Raw genomic sequence first — 15,765 nt, 5'->3', positions numbered from 1 at the left:
CCTGTGATGCCGCTTTCGCTTCTCCCTGACGAAATCGCCGCCCTCGCCGCGCGGGTGGTAGCCGAGAATGCCGCACAGGGCCGGAAGGTCGCCACGGCCGAAAGCTGCACCGGCGGGCTGGTTGCCGGCGCGATCACCGAGATCGCCGGCTCCTCCGCCGTGCTCGATCGCGGCTATGTGACCTATTCCAACGAGGCCAAGATGGAGATGCTGGGCGTGCCGCTCGACATCATCGAGGCCTTCGGCGCGGTATCGATCGCCTGCGCCTGGGCGATGGCCAAGGGAGCGCTCGAACGCAGCCATGCCGATGTCGCCGTGGCGATCAGCGGCGTTGCCGGGCCCGGTGGCGGCAGCCCGCAGAAGCCGGTCGGCACGGTCGTCTTCGCCCGTGTCGCGCGCGGCGAAACCGGCGAGCCCGAGGGCGAGCTCAAGTTTTTCGAAGGCGGCGAAGGCCCCGATGGCCGCGCCGAAATCCGCCGTCAGGCGACGATTTGCGCACTCGAGCTGCTGCTGCCGTAAAGCTTCGCCGCGCGGGCCTCGAAAGCCTCGACCATCTTGCGGAAAGCCTTGTCGAAGTATTGCCCCGCGATCTTCTCGAACAGGCGGTTCTTGAAGGTGAAGTCGACGAGGAAATCGATCTCGCAGGTGTGATCGTCGACCGCACGGAAGGTCCATACATTGTCGAGATCGGACAGCGGCCCGTCGAGATAATGCACGTCGATCTCGCGCGGGCGGTCCTTCCTCACCCGAGAGGTGAAGCTTTCGCGGATCGCCTTAAAGCCCACCACCATGTCGGCAACCATTTCGGTCTCCGAGTTGGAGCGCACGCGGGTGGCGATCACCCAGGGCAGGAACTCGCCATAACGGGCAACGTCCGCGACCAGATCGAACATCTGCTCGGCGCTATAGGGCAGGCGGCGGGTTTCGCGGATGCCGGGCATCGGCCTTACGCCTTGGCCCCTGTACGCGCAGCGTCGCGTGCGAGCTTTTCTTCGCGGGCCGCACGCATTTTCGCGAAATCGTCACCCGCGTGATAGCTCGAGCGGGTGAGCGGCGAGGAGGCGACCTGCAGGAAGCCCTTGGCCCGTGCGATCGCGCCATAGGCCGCGAAGGCCTTGGGGGTCACGAATTCCTCGACCTTGGCGTGCTTCGGCGTGGGCTGGAGATACTGCCCCATGGTGATGAAATCGACCTCGGCCGAGCGCATGTCGTCCATCACCTGATGCACTTCGAGGCGCTGTTCGCCCAGCCCCAGCATGATGCCGGACTTGGTGAAGATCAGCGGATTGTGCGCCTTGACCTCCTCGAGCAGCCGCAGCGAGGCATAGTAGCGCGCGCCCGGGCGGATCGTGGGATAGAGCCGGGGGACGGTCTCAAGGTTGTGGTTGTAGACGTCCGGCCCCGCCTCGCAGATCATCTCCACCGCGCGGCGCATCTTGCCGCGGAAATCGGGGGTGAGAATCTCGATCGTGGTGTTCGGCGTCGTACGGCGAAGGGCCTCGATCACCTTGACGAACTGCGAGGCGCCGCCGTCGGGCAGATCATCGCGGTCGACCGAGGTGATGACGATATGCTCGAGCCCCATCTTGGCCGCGGCGATCGCGGTGTTCTCGGGCTCGAACGGGTCGACCGCACGCGGCATCCCGGTCTTGACGTTGCAGAAGGCGCAGGCCCGCGTGCAGACATCGCCGAGGATCATCACCGTCGCGTGCTTCTTCGTCCAGCACTCGCCGATATTGGGGCAGGCCGCTTCCTCGCACACGGTGTGGAGATTGAGCTCGCGCATCAGGCGGCGCGTCTCGTTGTAGCCTTCGCTCACCGGCGCGCGCACGCGGATCCAGTCGGGCTTGCGCTGGCGGGCGGGCCGTTCTTCCGTAGGTGTCGGCTGCGGTTTGCTGGCGAGGTCGTTCATGAGGGGGCATTTAGGCGCGTGAGCGCGCTGCCGCAAGCGCGCTGCCGGTTGCAATTTGTGCGCGCCCCCTGACAAAAAAGAGCGCCGAAGCGGTCGGCCCGCCCGGCGCTCTCTTCAAGCTTGGGTCTGGCGGCGATTAGTTGCCAGTGGCACCGCCCGCAGCCGGGGCAGGCGCCTTGGCCTGCTGGTCGGCATAGGCGCTCCAGAGCATCGCGATCGGCCCGCGCACGCCCTGCACCTTGGCGAAGGTTTCCTGCGCCGCGGCGATGTTGCCCGCACCGATCTGGGCGATGCCGAGACGGGTGAGCGACAGGTCGCGGTCGGCATCCGGCAGCGTCAGGCTCTTTTCGTAAAAGCCCGCCGCCTTGGCGTATTCGCCATAGCTCAGGAAGATGTCGCCCGCGGCGATGACGGTGCGCAGCTTGGCGGTCGGCGCATTGGCATCACGCTCGAGCGAGGGAAGCGCGGCCTTGTCCTGCGCGACGAGGCTGTTCACGACCTTGTACTGGTCTTCGACCCAGCTGTCGCTGCCGCGCGGGATCACGCCCTTGGCGTTGGCTTCCTCGATCACCGCCTTCACTTCCGACGGCAGACGGCGCGGGTCGGCGGCTTCGATGTAGAAGACGTAGTCGTTCTTCTCCTTGAGCGTGCCGACCTTCTGGCCGAGGCGAAGCAGATCGAGAAGCACCGCGCCGTCATAATCGTTGAGGTTGCGCGTGAGGTTCACCGCGTCACGCCAGTTTTCCGGCGTCGGATAGTCGCTGACCCAGTGCTGCACGAAGTCGTAGACCTGCGGCACGATCTCGTTGGTGTAGGCGACCGAAACCCCGCGACGATACCACTTGGCATCGACCGGCTGGCCGGCAGCCTTCTGGGCTTCAATGGCGTCGCTCAGGTACTTCAGACCTTCGACGAAACGCTCTTCCGAGAAATAGCTCTCGGCCATGTTGAGCTTGAGGTCGGCGGCCGAGGTCGTGGGGCTGGTGTAGTTGGCGTCGATCGCCTTCTGGAGGAAGCCGCGCGCCTTGTCGTACTGCTTGAGTTCGCTCGCGATCTGGAACGCGACCACGCTGAAGCGGCCGAATTCCTCGGGCTTCACCTTGCCGCTGGCGAGCATCATTTCCGCGCCCTGAAGCTGGAGCGGGTAGTCCTTGCCGGTGATGCCGGCATTGTACATCAGCCCGCCCAGCGCCAGCTGGTCGTCAGGGGTTGCCGCGAGCGAGACCAGCGCGAGGATCTGCGGCTTGAGCGTCGCGACATTGGCGCCCGGCGCCTTCAGCGCGGTATCGACCGGCTGGTAGGCCTTCACGAAAGCTTCGGTGTAGTTCTGCGCGGGCGCTTCGGCCTCTTCGCCCTTCTTTTTCTTCTTTTGCGCATAGGCCGCGTCGGTCAGGCCGGGAACGGCGAGGATCGCGGTTCCGCTGGCAAGCGCCACGGCAAGCGCGAACTGGCGCGCCAGACGGGCGGGATGACGGGGCGAAGAGAAATTGGTCACTGCATCCTCCACAAGTAACGACGCGAGGGCGCCCTGTCCGGCACGCCCGTTGCGGCGAATTCCGCCCCAGCCTTTGAACGGGCCTGACGGGATTTGCAATTGCCCGCTAGGCCCGGCGTGCTGAACGGGCTTTGAATGCCCACAGATGGCGCTCGCTTGCGGCGTGGGCTCCCAAGTGTGGAAAAAAGTGCACCGTTCCCGCTGTGTTCCCGGGTCAAGGTGGCGAAACCCCCGGCATGTGCCTAAATGGAGTGAACTTGCCGGCCCTGTTATGGCCCGGCCCGCCGCGCACGGCACAAAACACAAGCAGAAACGGCCCAGACCTTGAGCGACGACAGCGACATTATCGATTCCCCCGCGGCACCGATGGGCGGCTTCGACCGCATCGACATCGTCGACGAGATGAAGTCGAGCTACCTCGACTACGCGATGAGTGTGATTGTCAGCCGCGCGCTGCCCGATGTGCGCGATGGCCTCAAGCCAGTGCATCGCCGCATTCTCTTCGCCAGCCAGGAAGGCGGCTTCGTCGCCGGGCGGCCCTATCGCAAGAGCGCCAAGATCGTCGGCGATGTGATGGGTAACTACCACCCGCACGGCGACGCCGCGATCTACGATGCCCTCGCCCGCATGACCCAGCCCTGGTCGATGCGCGTGCCGCTGATCGACGGTCAGGGCAACTTCGGCTCGATGGACCCCGATCCGCCGGCATCGATGCGTTACACCGAAGCGCGGCTCGCACGGGTGTCGAACAGCCTGCTCGACGATCTCGACAAGGATACGGTCGACTTCACCGACAACTATGACGGCAGCCGCAAGGAGCCGACGGTGCTGCCGGCGCGCTTCCCCAACCTGCTCGTCAACGGCGCGGGCGGGATCGCGGTCGGCATGGCGACCAACGTTCCGCCGCACAACCTCGGCGAAGTGATCGACGGCTGCCTTGCTTTCATCGAGAACCCCGCGATCACCTCGGAAGAGCTGATCCGCTACATCCCCGGGCCCGATTTCCCGACCGCGCCGCTGATCCTCGGCACCCACGGCGCGCGTCAGGCCTACACCACCGGGCGCGGGTCGATCCTGATGCGCTGCCGGCACGAGGTGGAAAGCACCCGCGGCGCCAAGAGCGAAGGCCGCGAGAGCATCGTCTTCACCTCGATCCCCTATCAGGTCGGCAAGTCGAACCTCGTCGAGAAGATCGCCGAAGCGGCCAAGGACAAGCGGATCGAAGGCATCAGCGACATCCGCGACGAATCCTCGCGCGAGGGCGTGCGCGTGGTGATCGACCTCAAGCGCGATGCGACGCCCGAGGTGGTGCTCAACCAGATCTGGCGCCACACCCCCGCACAGTCGAGCTTTGCCGCCAACATGCTCGCGATCCGCGGCGGCAGGCCCGAAACGCTGACCCTGCGCGATATCGTGCAGAGCTTCATCGCCTTCCGCGAGGAGGTGATCACCCGCCGCACGAAGTTCGAGCTGAACAAGGCCCGTGAACGGGCGCACCTGTTGCTGGGTCTGGTGGTCGCGGTCTCGAACCTCGACGAGGTGGTGGCGATGATCCGCTCGGCCCGCAATCCGGCCGAAGCGCGCAGCCGTCTGCTCGCCAAGGAATGGCCGATCGGCGACATCGCCCAGTACATCCGTCTGGTCGAAGCGATCGAACCGAGCGCCGACGAAAGCGGCGGCACCTACAAGCTGTCCGAGCGGCAGGTGAAGGCGATCCTCGAACTGCGCCTCCACCGCCTGACCGCGCTGGGCCGCGACGAGATCGGCGACGAGCTCAAGGAACTGGCGCTTTCAATCGAGGAATTCCTCTCGATCCTCGCCGACCGCGTGAAGCTCTACGGCGTGATGCGCGCCGAGCTGGAGGAAATCCGCGCCACCTATGCCACCCCGCGCCTGTCCGAAATGGCACCTGCGTGGGACGGCCTCGAGGACGAGGACCTGATCGAGCGCGAAGAGATGGTCGTCACCGTCACCCACGGCGGCTACATCAAGCGCACGCCGCTCGATGCCTTCCGTGCGCAAGCTCGTGGCGGCAAGGGCCGCAGCGGCATGGCGACCAAGGACGAGGATGCGGTGGTCGAGCTGTTCGTCACCAGCACCCACAACCCCGTGCTGTTCTTCACCAACACCGGCCGCGTCTACCGCATGAAGGTGTGGAAGCTGCCCGAAGGCGGGCCGCAGACCAAGGGCCGCCCGATGGTCAACCTCCTACCCTTGGGCGACGAGGAGCGCGTCACCAACGTCCTCCCGCTCCCCGAGGACGAGGCGACCTGGGCCAATCTCAACATCGTCTTTGCCACCGAACAGGGCATGGTCCGCCGCAACTCGATGGACGCCTTCGCCAACATCCCGACCGCGGGCAAATATGCGATGGGCTTTGTCGAAGGTTCGGGCGACCGGCTGATCGGGGTGCAGCTGCTGACCGAGGATCAGGAAATCTTCCTCGCCAGCGATGCTGGCAAGGCGATCCGCTTCTCGGCCACAGACGCGCGCGAGACCAAGAGCCGCACCGGCATCGGCGTGCGCGGCATGAGCCTCAAGAAGGGCGGCAAGGTCGTTTCGATGGCAGTGGTCGACCCGCTCACCGCCGACATGGAAACGCGCGAGGCCTATCTGCGCGCGGCAGCGTGGAAGAACAACGGGGCGGTCTCCACCCTCCCCGCCGAACAGGTCGAAGCGATGGCGGCGGCAGAGGAGTTCATCCTCACCATCACCGCCAACGGCTACGGCAAGATTTCCTCGGCCTATGAATACCGCACCACCGCGCGCGGCGGGCAAGGGATCACCAATATCGGCACGCCCGAGAGCAATCCCGAGCGCAACGGGCCGGTGGTTGCGAGCTTCCCGGTCAAGCACGGATCGCAGCTGATGCTGGTGACCGATCAGGCCAAGCTGATCCGTCTCGGCATCGATTTCCGCCATCTGACCCCCGGCGGTTTTGCCGAGCACAAGGGCTTCTCGATCTCGGGCCGCGGCTCTTCGGGCATCCGCATCTTCAATGTCGCGGATGACGAGCACATCGTTGGTGCGGCGCTGATCGACGATACCACCGAGCCGGAAAACCCCGCCGAGGAAGCCATCGCCGCCGAACTGGGTGGCGACGGAGAGCCGCCCGTCACCTGACGGGCTGCTCGCCCCTCAAACACTGGATGATCCCCGTCGCGATCATGAGCTGAGCCGCATAGTAGAGCGGCCAGATCAGAAGCGTGTTGGCCGGCTCAAGATCGATCGGCCCTTGCCGCGCGAAGATCAGCCAGTCGCTCAGCACGAACAGCACAGCCCCGGTGCCGACGCGGTAGCGCGGGTAGTGGCTCATCCATGCCACCGAAGCCATCGCGCCGAGGAAAGCGGCATAGACGGCGATCTGTACGTTGCCGCTCAACAGGTAGCTGACCAGCGGCGTACCGATCAGCAGCGCCGCCCCGATCAGCTTCTGCATCGGCGATGGGCGCTGGTGGAGGTTCCTCAGATAGAGCACCACCGCCGTCACATGCGCGGCGGCGAAGAACGCCCCGCCCGTCAGAAAATCGAGCTCGATCGCGACATCGCCGCAAGCCGCCAGCGCCAGCATCCCGACCAGCAGGAACCCGTCCGCACGGTGCTTGCCCTGCGGAATGCGCAAGGCGACATAGAGCGCCAGCAAACCGACGCTCGCCCCCTTGGCGAGCAGGCCCCAGGTGCCTTCGAAAATCGGATTGTCGCTGAGAAAATAGAACGCGGTCGCCGCGACAATGCTCGCCAGCAGCCACGGCCTTTGCTCGATCAACGCGCGCCTTGCCATCTGTACCCTTCCCTCCGGCAGCCCCTTGGGGCTTGCCGCGGGGCTATCACGCAATTACGCGGCTCACCATGACCAGCCATTCGACTTCCCACGATGTGCACATAATCGGCGGCGGCCTAGCAGGCAGCGAGGCGGCGTGGCAGCTGGCGCAGCGCGGGGTAAAGGTGCGCCTGTCCGAAATGCGCGGCAGCGGGGAGATGACCCCCGCCCACCAGACCGATGGCCTTGCCGAGTTGGTCTGCTCCAACTCCTTTCGCTCGGACGACGACACCAAGAACGCGGTCGGCCTGCTGCATCACGAGATGCGCGCGCTGGATTCGCTGGTGATGCGGGCAGGCCACGTGGCGCGGGTGTCGGCGGGCAGCGCGATGGCGGTCGACCGCGATGTCTTCTCCGCCGAGGTCGAGAAGGCGCTCTCACAGCACCCCAATATCACCATCGTGCGCGAACGGGTCGACGAATTGCCGCCCGCCGGCCTCACCATCGTCGCCACCGGGCCGCTGACAGCCGAGGCGCTCGCGGGCAGCATCGTGCGCGCGACGGGGAGCGAGCGGCTTGCCTTCTTCGATGCCATCGCGCCGATCGTCCATTACGATTCGATCGACATGAGCAAGGTCTGGATCCAGTCGCGCTGGAACAAGCGGACCGAGGCCAGCAACGAAGGCGGCGATTACATCAACTGCCCGATGACGCAGGAGCAATACCTCGCCTTCCACCGCGGGCTGATCGAGGGCGAGAAGACCGAATTCAAGCAGTGGGAGAAGGACACGCCCTATTTCGACGGCTGCATGCCGATCGAGGTGATGGCCGAGCGCGGGGTCGATACGCTGCGCTACGGGCCGATGAAGGGCGTGGGGCTCGACAATCCCTTCGATGTGACGCCCGAATTCCCGCAGGGACGCTGGCCCTATGCCGTGGTGCAGCTGCGGCAGGACAACAAGCTCGGCACGCTGTGGAACATGGTCGGCTTCCAGACGAAGCTGAAATATGCCGCGCAGATCGAGCTGTTCCGCACAATTCCGGGGCTGGAGAATGCCGAATTCGCGCGATTGGGCGGGCTGCACCGCAACACCTTCCTCAACTCGCCCGAGGTCCTCGACCGTCAGCTGCGCCTGAAGGCTGCGCCGCATATCCGCTTTGCCGGGCAGGTCACGGGCTGCGAGGGCTATGTCGAGAGCGCCGCGATCGGCCTCGTAGCCGGGATGATGGCCGCCGCCGAATTCGCCGGGCGCGAATGGAGGCCCCTGCCCGCCACCACCGCGCTGGGCGCCCTGCTCAGCCACATCACCGGCGATGCCGAGGCCGAGACCTTCCAGCCCATGAACGTCAATTTCGGCCTGTTCCCGCCGCTCCACGAAGTCGGCAAGAAGGTCCGCAAGGAAGCCTACACCTCGCGCGCCAAGGAGGATCTGGCGCGCTGGATCGCCGAGAGCCGCGAGGCCGCGCCCGCCTGATCCGTCAGCACTTGCAGGCGGGCTTCTTGGCTGCCGGCTTGGGCGCGGTCGTGGCGAACTCGCGTGGAGTGAGGCGGCCGTCCCCGTCCTTATCCGCCGCGCCAAAGCGGTCGACCGTGGTCACGGCCCATTCCTCGAAGGTCAGCAGGTTGTTGCCGTCCTTGTCGAGCGCGCGGAACCCGTCGGTGCGGGTGGAGAGCATCTCGTCGCGGGTGATCAGGCGGTCGCGGTTGCGGTCATAGCGGAAGAAGCGCTGCTCTTCCTTGCTGAGCTCGCTCATCTCGGGCGGCGCGGGGCCCTTCTGGCTGCCGGGATCGGCGAGCGGAAGCTTCATCGGATCGGCGGATGGCCCGGCGGGCTGCGGCGGCGGGGCGCCCTGTTCGATCGCGGCGCGGCCCTGCCACCAGAACACCCCCACTCCGGCGAGCACGAGGCCCCCGAGCACTCCCAGAACGGCCTGTCGCAAGGGTCTACCCCCTCTTGCTGCTGCACCTGAACCCGTAACTACACGTAATCACGCAGGAAAGATAGCGACCCTGAGCGCAGCGAGCGGAGCGCCCCGCCCTTCCATCAGCGGACGCCCGCCGTGCCGCAGCGCGCGGGCAGCGAGCGCTTCGAGCACAGCGAGACCACGCAGATCGCGCGGGAATCGCCCTGACCCTGACTGAACGCCAAGCCCGGCGGCGACCAGCACCGCACGCTCGGCCGGGTCGGAGACGCTCGCGGCCGCATCGGCCAGCGCCCAGCGGGAGCCTGCCGCGCGAAGGCGGGCTGCATCGGTATCCTGACCGAGGGCGGCGAAGAATGCCCCCCGCCCTTCGCCGAAGCGCCGCGCCTCCTCTGACCCGAGCGCGTCGGCGGTAACCAGAACCTCCCACGCGTCAACGATTGGCAGCAGCGCAGCCTCGCGGCCTTCCCAATGGAGCCCGATCCCGTCGAGCACCGCATCCCCGCGCGGACGCTCCGGCACCGGTTTTCCCAGCGCATCGCGCCACCAGGCGAGCCGCATCTGGCCCAGCATCGGCTCGTGCGTGCGCCCCACAATGCGGGCCAGCCTGCGATCAAACTGAAGAGCTATGCTTAACGGCCCGCGAACCTTTGGCCCGCTCCAGGCAAGGGCAAGCCCGGCTTCGGGCGGCAGCGGATCGGCAGGTTCGGCGCTCACCCGGCAGCGCCTAGCCAAGCATTTGCACGATTGGCAAGCAAACTGTCCCCACGCGGGACGCCGCGCGCCTCAAAGGCCCCGAGGACCCTCGTAGGATTCTGTTAACCATGCCTTTTTGCATTCCGGTTACCAGAGTGAATTAAGGCCGGACGATGCAACTGGAATGTCCGCAATTTATCGCGCGGGCAACAGGGAAGGGCACCGATCCGATGGGGCGAGAAACGCAAGGTTCAAACTCGTGGCTGCTGAGGCTGCTGCGCGACAAGACCGCCAACACGCTTGCCATCGCTGCGGCAGCGATGATCCCGTTGATGGCGATGGTGGGCGGCGGCATCGACGCGAGCCGCTATTACATGGCAGCGGCCCGCATGCAAGCCGCGTGCGACGCGGGCGCACTCGCCGCGCGCCGGGCGATGCCCACCGCCACCTTCACCAGTGAGCACCGCACCATCGGTCTCAACTTCTTCGACCAGAACTTCAGCGACGGCCAGTTCGGCGTCACTAACCGTGTGCGCAACTACACCTCGACCGGCAACGGCGTGGTGAACGGTACGGCGAGCGGCACCCTGCCCTCCACCATCATGGGCGCCTTCGGGTTCACCACCTTCCCGCTATCGGTGACCTGCAGCGCCGAAGTGAACATCTCTAACACCGACATCATGTTCGTGCTCGACGTCACCGGCTCGATGGCTGACTGCCCCAACGGCACGGCCTGCAATTCGGGCTCCGGTTCGAAGATCGTCGCCCTGCGTTCGGCAGTGATGAGCTTCTACGACACCGTGCAGGCCGCCACCTCGCCCGCGGCGCAGGTGCGCTATGGCATCGTGCCCTATTCGCAGCAGGTGAACGTCGGCTTCTCGATCCCGCGCCAGCACCTCGTGAACAACCACACCTACCAGTCGCGCGTCGCGCGGTTCCAGGAACAGTTCACCACCATCCCGGGCAACGGGGTCAAGGTCGGCGATCCGATCCTTGTCTCGAACAACACTGAATCGCTGCCCCGCGACGTAGCCAACATGGGAACCACCGATACCAACCTGCTGCGCTACCGCACCGACGGGTCTGCGGGCACCACGGCTGCCGATTACTGCACCAGCAGCACCATGCGGAACACGTTCACGGTCAATGTCAACGGCGTGACGCAGACCTGGCAGGTCAGCAACACCCAGATCGTCACCGGCTTCTTCTCGGGCGGCAGCTCGAACAACCGCGCCGCCTGCCGCGGCACGGTGCGCCGCACGCGTCCCGCGACGCAGTCGGATGTGGTCGAGGACCAGATCATCCGCAGTGTCGTGTTCCAGGACTGGCTCTATTGCCCGGTCACCACCGGCACGGCGAACCCTTGCGGGGTCACCAACCCGAGCGGGAGCCCCGTGGGATGGGAAACGGTCAACTTCACCAACGTCTACAACACCGGCAGAGCGGTCAACATGCCGATCGGAACGAACGGCGCGATGACCTCGGTGAGCTGGGCCGGATGCATCGAAGAAGCCTCGACGGTGCTGACCGACAACTACAGCCCGATCCCGGCCGACGCCTTCGACCTCAACATCAACCTCGTGCCGGCGAACGACGCGCAGCGCTGGAAGCCCGCTCTGCAGAACGCGGTGTGGCGCCGTACGGGCGCGGCAAACGAAGTGTCGACGGGCAACCTCAACCGGCCGGGCTGGGCCTGCCCGCGCGCCGCGCGCAAGCTCAGCGCCATCACCCGCACCGATCTCCAGACCTACGTTGACGGGCTGGCGGCCGGCGGCAATACCTACCACGACATCGGCATGCTGTGGGGTGCACGCTTCCTTTCGCCGCGCGGAATCTTCGCCTCGGAGAACGCCACCGCACCCAACGGCGATCCGATCGCCCGCCACATCGTCTTCATGACCGACGGTGAACAGGTCAACAGCGTCAACAACTACTCGACCCACGGGGTCGAGGTAACCGACCGCCGCATCACCGGCGACGGCAACGGCACCCGCGAATTCAACCGCCGTGCGTCGCGTCTGCAAGCCATCTGCCGCGCCGCCCAGCAGGAGAACATCACCGTGTGGGTCGTTGCCTTCGGGACGACGCTAACGAGCAACCTGACGAACTGCGCCTCGCCCGGTCGTGCCTTCCAGGCCAATGACAGTGCGACCCTTCAGGCGCGTTTCCAGGAAATCGCGCAGAAGATCGCAGCGCTGAGGCTCACCTCGTGATCCGGCGCGCTGCATCCCTCGCGGCCCTGCTGCGTCGCCTGCGCGACGACAACAGAGGCGTCACCCTGGTCGAGTTCGCCTTCGTCGGGCCGGTGCTGGTCCTGATGATCATGGGCCTGTTCGACATCGCCCACACCCAGTACAGCGCATCGGTGCTGAACGGGGCGATGCAGAAGGCGGCCCGCGACCTGACGCTGGAGAGCGCCCAGAGCCAGCAGGTCAATATCGACGCGCGCGTGACCGAACAGGTCCGCTCGGTGATGCCGACCAATGCCACCGTGACGCTCCAGAAGCAGTCGCACTTCGATTTCTCGGACGTCGATCTGCCCGAGGAGTTCACCGACCAGAACGCCGACGGGCGCTGCAACAACAACGAGCCCTATGTCGACAACAACGACAACGGTTCGTGGGATGCGGACCGCGGCAAGGACGGGATCGGCGGCGCGCGCGACGTCGTGGTCTATACCGCGATCGTCACTTACCCGCGGATGTTCCCGATGTTCGGCCTCGCCGGCCTTCCGCAGGATGTCACCATCAGAGCCTCGACGGTGCTGCGCAACCAGCCCTTCGACGAACAGAACGACCGTGTCACGACGGTGAGGAACTGCACATGACCCGTACCCGCATGGAAAAGCTGCGCCTTCTCACGCGCCGCGTTGCGCGCCGCCTGCCGGGCGACCGCTCGGGCCTGGCGATGGTCGAATTCGCCTTTGCCGCCCCGCTGGTGCTGGGCATGGGGATGCTCGGGACCGATACGGCCTCGCTCGTCATCACCCACATGCAGGTCAGCCAGATCGCGATGCAGGTCGCCGACAATGCCTCGCGCGTGGGCGAACAGGACGTGCTGACGGCGCGCGAGGTCTACGAGTACGACGTCAACGAAACCTTCGTGGGCGCGGAAAAGCTGGGCGAGAATATCCGGATCTTCAATCAGGGCCGGATCATCATCTCCAGCCTCCAGCGCAACGCTTCGGGCGGGCAATGGATCAAGTGGCAGCGCTGCCGCGGAGCCAAGGTCTACAATTCGTCCTACGGAGTCGAAGGCAATGGCGCGACCGGCACTAGCTTCCCCGGCATGGGCGAGCCCGGGCGCTATATCACCGCGTCTTCCGGGACCGCGGTGATGTTCGTCGAGGTGGCCTATGACTACCGCTCGGTCACGCCGATGAACGTCTTCAACAACCAGCAGATCGTCTACACAGCCGCATTCAACGTGCGCGACAACCGCGATCTCAACAGCCTCTACACCGGCGGCAACGTCGCGCGCTGCTCCACCTACTCGGCGAACCGCCCGTAACTGTCACGGGCCGGTTCGCCGGCTTCGGCATCACGCCTTGTAGCACACCTTGCGCGCGGCTTCCGCGATGCGCGCGGCATCGATCAGCGCGAGCTTTTCGAGGTTGGCCGCATAAGGCAGCGGCACATCCTCGTTGCACACCCGCAGCACCGGCGCATCGAGGTGGTCGAAGCCCTCCTCCATGCAGATGCTGATGATCTCGCTGGCGATCGAGCAGGTCGGCCAGCCCTCTTCGGCAACGATCAGGCGGTTGGTCTTGGCGAGACTCTTGAGGACGGTTGCCTTGTCGAGCGGACGCAGGGTGCGAAGATCGATCACCTCGGCATCGATGCCCTCGTCGGCGAGCTTCGCCGCCGCCTCGAGCGCGAGGCCCACGCCGATCGAATAGCTGACAATGGTGACGTCGCTGCCCTCGCGCACGATCCGCGCCTTGCCGATGGGAAGCACATAGTCCTCGACATCGGGCACGTCGAAGCTGCGGCCATAGACCAGCTCGTTCTCGAGGAAGACCACCGGATCCTCGCTGCGGATCGCGGCCTTCATCAGGCCCTTGGCATCGGCCGCGTCATAGGGCGCGATGACGATCAGGCCCGGCACGCTCGCATACCACGGGCCGTAGTTCTGCGAGTGCTGCGCCGCGACGCGGCTGGCAGCGCCGTTGGGGCCGCGGAACACGATCGGGCAGCGCATCTGGCCGCCGCTCATGTAATTGGTCTTGGCGGCCGAGTTGATGATGTGGTCGATCGCCTGCATGGCGAAGTTGAAGGTCATGAACTCGACGATCGGACGCAGGCCGCCCATCGCCGCGCCGGTGCCGATGCCGGCAAAGCCGTATTCGGTGATCGGCGTGTCGATCACGCGCTTGGGGCCGAATTCGGCGAGCAGGCCCTGGGTGACCTTGTAGGCGCCCTGATACTCGGCCACTTCCTCGCCCATCACGAAGACGCGCGGGTCGGCGCGCATTTCCTCGGCCATGGCATCGCGCAGCGCCTCGCGCACGGTGGTGCTGACCAGCTTGGTGCCCGCAGGAATCGCAGGATCGGCGGCAGGTGCCGCGGCAGCGGCAGGCTTTTCGGCCTTGGGAGCCGGCCCAGGCGCAGCAGCCGGCGCGGGTGCCGGTGTCGCGGCGGGCGCGGGGGCAGGCGCGGCTTCCTCCCCTTCCCCCGCAATCAGCGCGATCACCGCGCCCACGGCCACATCCTCGGTGCCGGCGGGCACGAGGATCTTCTCGAGCACGCCTTCATCGATGGCTTCGAATTCCATCGTCGCCTTGTCGGTCTCGATCTCGGCGATGATATCGCCCGGCTCGATCCGGTCGCCTTCCTGCTTCAGCCACTTGGCGAGCGTGCCCTGCTCCATCGTCGGCGAGAGGGCCGGCATCTTCAGTTCGATCCCCATGGCTCAATACTCCTCCACGAGAACATCGGTGTAGAGTTCACCCGCACCCGGCTCGGGCGAGGTTTCGGCAAAATCGGCGGCCTCGGCCACTTCGGCGCGGATCGCCTTGTCGATCGCCTTCAGCTCGTCCTCGGTCTTGCCGGCCTCGATCAGCACCTTCTTGAGGCCCTCGATCGGATCGTGGTGATCGCGCTGTTCCTGCACTTCCTCGCGGGTGCGGTACTTGGCGGGGTCGGACATCGAGTGGCCGCGATAGCGGTAGGTGTTGCACTCCATCAGCACCGGGCCCTTGCCCGCGCGCACATGGGCGAAGGCGACTTCGGCCGCGGCGCGCACTTCGAGCACATCCATGCCGTTCACTTCCATCCCCGGGATGCGGAACGCGGTGCCGCGCCGGTGGAAACGGGTTTCGGCCGAAGAGCGCTTGCTCGAGGTGCCCATCGCGTACTGGTTGTCCTCGACCACGAAGACGATGGGAAGGTTCCAGAGGGCCGCCATGTTGAAGGTCTCGTAGACCTGGCCCTGGTTCGCCGCACCGTCACCGAAATAGGCAAGGCACAACCCGCCGTCGTTATTGTACTGGTGCGCGAGCGCTAGCCCGCCGCCCAGGGCCACCTGCGCGCCGACGATGCCGTGGCCGCCGTAGAATTTGTGCTCGGTCGAGAACATGTGCATCGACCCGCCCTTGCCCTTCGAGATCCCGGCCTCGCGCCCGGTCAACTCGGCCATGATCACCTTGGGATCGATCCCGTAGGCGAGCATGTGGCCGTGATCGCGGTAGCCGGTGATCACGCTATCCCGCTCGTTGTCGAGCGCAGACTGGAGCCCGATCGCGACCGCTTCCTGGCCGATATAGAGGTGGCAGAAGCCGCCGATCAGGCCGAGGCCGTAAAGCTGGCCCGCCTTTTCCTCGAAACGGCGGATCAGCAGCATCTGGCGGTAGAATTCGAGCATCTCCGCTTCCGAGGCGGCGTAGCGCTTGTTCGCCTCGAACGCCTCCTGCAGCGAATGCAGAATGAAGTCGCTATCATCCGCAGCCGGAAGGGCTGCCTTTGCGGGCTTTTTGGCCAA

14 protein-coding genes are annotated in these 15,765 nt (G+C 65.8%); 6 read left to right on the top strand and 8 right to left on the bottom strand.

All coding sequences use genetic code 11. From position 1 onward, the window contains the following. Positions 1-6 precede the first annotated feature (6 nt). On the top strand, positions 7-519 hold the full coding sequence (locus BZF57_RS04780) for a CinA family protein (protein ID WP_086735205.1): 513 nt from the start codon (positions 7-9) through the stop codon (positions 517-519). On the opposite strand, the gene BZF57_RS04775 is transcribed toward BZF57_RS04780, so the two are convergent. From BZF57_RS04775 to BZF57_RS04765, 3 genes are all read right to left on the bottom strand, one after another. Further along, on the bottom strand, positions 480-941 hold the full coding sequence (locus BZF57_RS04775) for a type II toxin-antitoxin system RatA family toxin (RefSeq protein ID WP_086735203.1): 462 nt from the start codon (positions 939-941) through the stop codon (positions 480-482). The two genes, BZF57_RS04780 and BZF57_RS04775, sit on opposite strands and share 40 nt — an antisense overlap. Before the next feature lie 5 nt (positions 942-946). Then, on the bottom strand, positions 947-1,912 hold the full coding sequence (gene lipA, locus BZF57_RS04770) for a lipoyl synthase (RefSeq protein WP_086735201.1): 966 nt from the start codon (positions 1,910-1,912) through the stop codon (positions 947-949). Positions 1,913-2,048: 136 nt separating this feature from the next. After that, positions 2,049-3,407: a hypothetical protein gene (locus BZF57_RS04765; protein WP_143738345.1), complete on the bottom strand. Its 1,359-nt coding sequence runs from the start codon at positions 3,405-3,407 to the stop codon at positions 2,049-2,051. A 324-nt stretch (positions 3,408-3,731) separates the two neighbouring features. Between BZF57_RS04765 and gyrA the strand changes: the two genes are divergently transcribed. Then, on the top strand, positions 3,732-6,530 hold the full coding sequence (gyrA, locus tag BZF57_RS04760) for a DNA gyrase subunit A (protein WP_086735195.1): 2,799 nt from the start codon (positions 3,732-3,734) through the stop codon (positions 6,528-6,530). Here gyrA and BZF57_RS04755 read toward each other — a convergent pair. Next, positions 6,523-7,188, bottom strand: coding sequence for a lysoplasmalogenase family protein (locus BZF57_RS04755; protein WP_086735192.1), 666 nt, complete (start codon positions 7,186-7,188; stop codon positions 6,523-6,525). The genes gyrA and BZF57_RS04755 overlap by 8 nt on opposite strands. Positions 7,189-7,256: 68 nt before the next feature. Between BZF57_RS04755 and trmFO the strand changes: the two genes are divergently transcribed. Further along, positions 7,257-8,642, top strand: coding sequence for a methylenetetrahydrofolate--tRNA-(uracil(54)-C(5))-methyltransferase (FADH(2)-oxidizing) TrmFO (gene trmFO, locus BZF57_RS04750; RefSeq protein ID WP_086735189.1), 1,386 nt, complete (start codon positions 7,257-7,259; stop codon positions 8,640-8,642). Positions 8,643-8,646: 4 nt separating this feature from the next. On the opposite strand, the gene BZF57_RS04745 is transcribed toward trmFO, so the two are convergent. Next, entirely contained in the window at positions 8,647-9,087 is a 441-nt protein-coding gene (locus BZF57_RS04745) for an EF-hand domain-containing protein (RefSeq protein ID WP_086735187.1), read from the bottom strand. 69 nt (positions 9,088-9,156) lie between these two features. After that, positions 9,157-9,807 (bottom strand): hypothetical protein, encoded by a 651-nt coding sequence (locus BZF57_RS04740; protein WP_143738343.1) that lies wholly within the window; start codon positions 9,805-9,807, stop codon positions 9,157-9,159. Positions 9,808-10,016: 209 nt separating this feature from the next. Between BZF57_RS04740 and BZF57_RS04735 the strand changes: the two genes are divergently transcribed. From BZF57_RS04735 to BZF57_RS04725, 3 genes are read left to right on the top strand one after another with little or no spacing between them, the layout of a single operon-like run. Further along, complete coding sequence (locus BZF57_RS04735; protein ID WP_162290948.1) at positions 10,017-11,999, top strand: pilus assembly protein TadG-related protein; 1,983 nt, start codon at positions 10,017-10,019, stop codon at positions 11,997-11,999. After that, positions 11,996-12,613, top strand: coding sequence for a TadE/TadG family type IV pilus assembly protein (locus BZF57_RS04730; protein ID WP_086735180.1), 618 nt, complete (start codon positions 11,996-11,998; stop codon positions 12,611-12,613). The genes BZF57_RS04735 and BZF57_RS04730 overlap by 4 nt, the downstream gene beginning before the upstream one ends. Beyond that, positions 12,610-13,296 (top strand): TadE/TadG family type IV pilus assembly protein, encoded by a 687-nt coding sequence (locus BZF57_RS04725; RefSeq protein WP_086735178.1) that lies wholly within the window; start codon positions 12,610-12,612, stop codon positions 13,294-13,296. Before BZF57_RS04730 ends, BZF57_RS04725 begins: the two co-directional genes overlap by 4 nt. A 30-nt stretch (positions 13,297-13,326) precedes the next feature. Here the strand turns inward: BZF57_RS04725 and BZF57_RS04720 are convergent, their stop codons facing one another. Both BZF57_RS04720 and pdhA read right to left on the bottom strand, forming a co-directional pair. Continuing rightward, on the bottom strand, positions 13,327-14,694 hold the full coding sequence (locus BZF57_RS04720; RefSeq protein ID WP_086735176.1) for a pyruvate dehydrogenase complex E1 component subunit beta: 1,368 nt from the start codon (positions 14,692-14,694) through the stop codon (positions 13,327-13,329). A 3-nt stretch (positions 14,695-14,697) separates the two neighbouring features. Beyond that, positions 14,698-15,765: a pyruvate dehydrogenase (acetyl-transferring) E1 component subunit alpha gene (pdhA, locus tag BZF57_RS04715; RefSeq protein WP_143738341.1), complete on the bottom strand. Its 1,068-nt coding sequence runs from the start codon at positions 15,763-15,765 to the stop codon at positions 14,698-14,700.

Source organism: Erythrobacter colymbi, assembly GCF_002155685.1.
Classification (GTDB): domain Bacteria; phylum Pseudomonadota; class Alphaproteobacteria; order Sphingomonadales; family Sphingomonadaceae; genus Erythrobacter; species Erythrobacter colymbi.
This window is presented reverse-complemented; position numbering and strand designations above follow the sequence as displayed.

Coding starts and splice junctions, on each gene's coding strand:
- BZF57_RS04780 (WP_086735205.1), top strand. CDS start 7: ATGCCGCTTTCGCTTCTCCCTGACGAAATCGCCGCCCTCGCCGCGCGG.
- BZF57_RS04775 (WP_086735203.1), bottom strand. CDS start 941: ATGCCCGGCATCCGCGAAACCCGCCGCCTGCCCTATAGCGCCGAGCAG.
- lipA (WP_086735201.1), bottom strand. CDS start 1,912: ATGAACGACCTCGCCAGCAAACCGCAGCCGACACCTACGGAAGAACGG.
- BZF57_RS04755 (WP_086735192.1), bottom strand. CDS start 7,188: ATGGCAAGGCGCGCGTTGATCGAGCAAAGGCCGTGGCTGCTGGCGAGC.
- trmFO (WP_086735189.1), top strand. CDS start 7,257: ATGACCAGCCATTCGACTTCCCACGATGTGCACATAATCGGCGGCGGC.
- BZF57_RS04735 (WP_162290948.1), top strand. CDS start 10,017: ATGGGGCGAGAAACGCAAGGTTCAAACTCGTGGCTGCTGAGGCTGCTG.
- BZF57_RS04725 (WP_086735178.1), top strand. CDS start 12,610: ATGACCCGTACCCGCATGGAAAAGCTGCGCCTTCTCACGCGCCGCGTT.
- BZF57_RS04720 (WP_086735176.1), bottom strand. CDS start 14,694: ATGGGGATCGAACTGAAGATGCCGGCCCTCTCGCCGACGATGGAGCAG.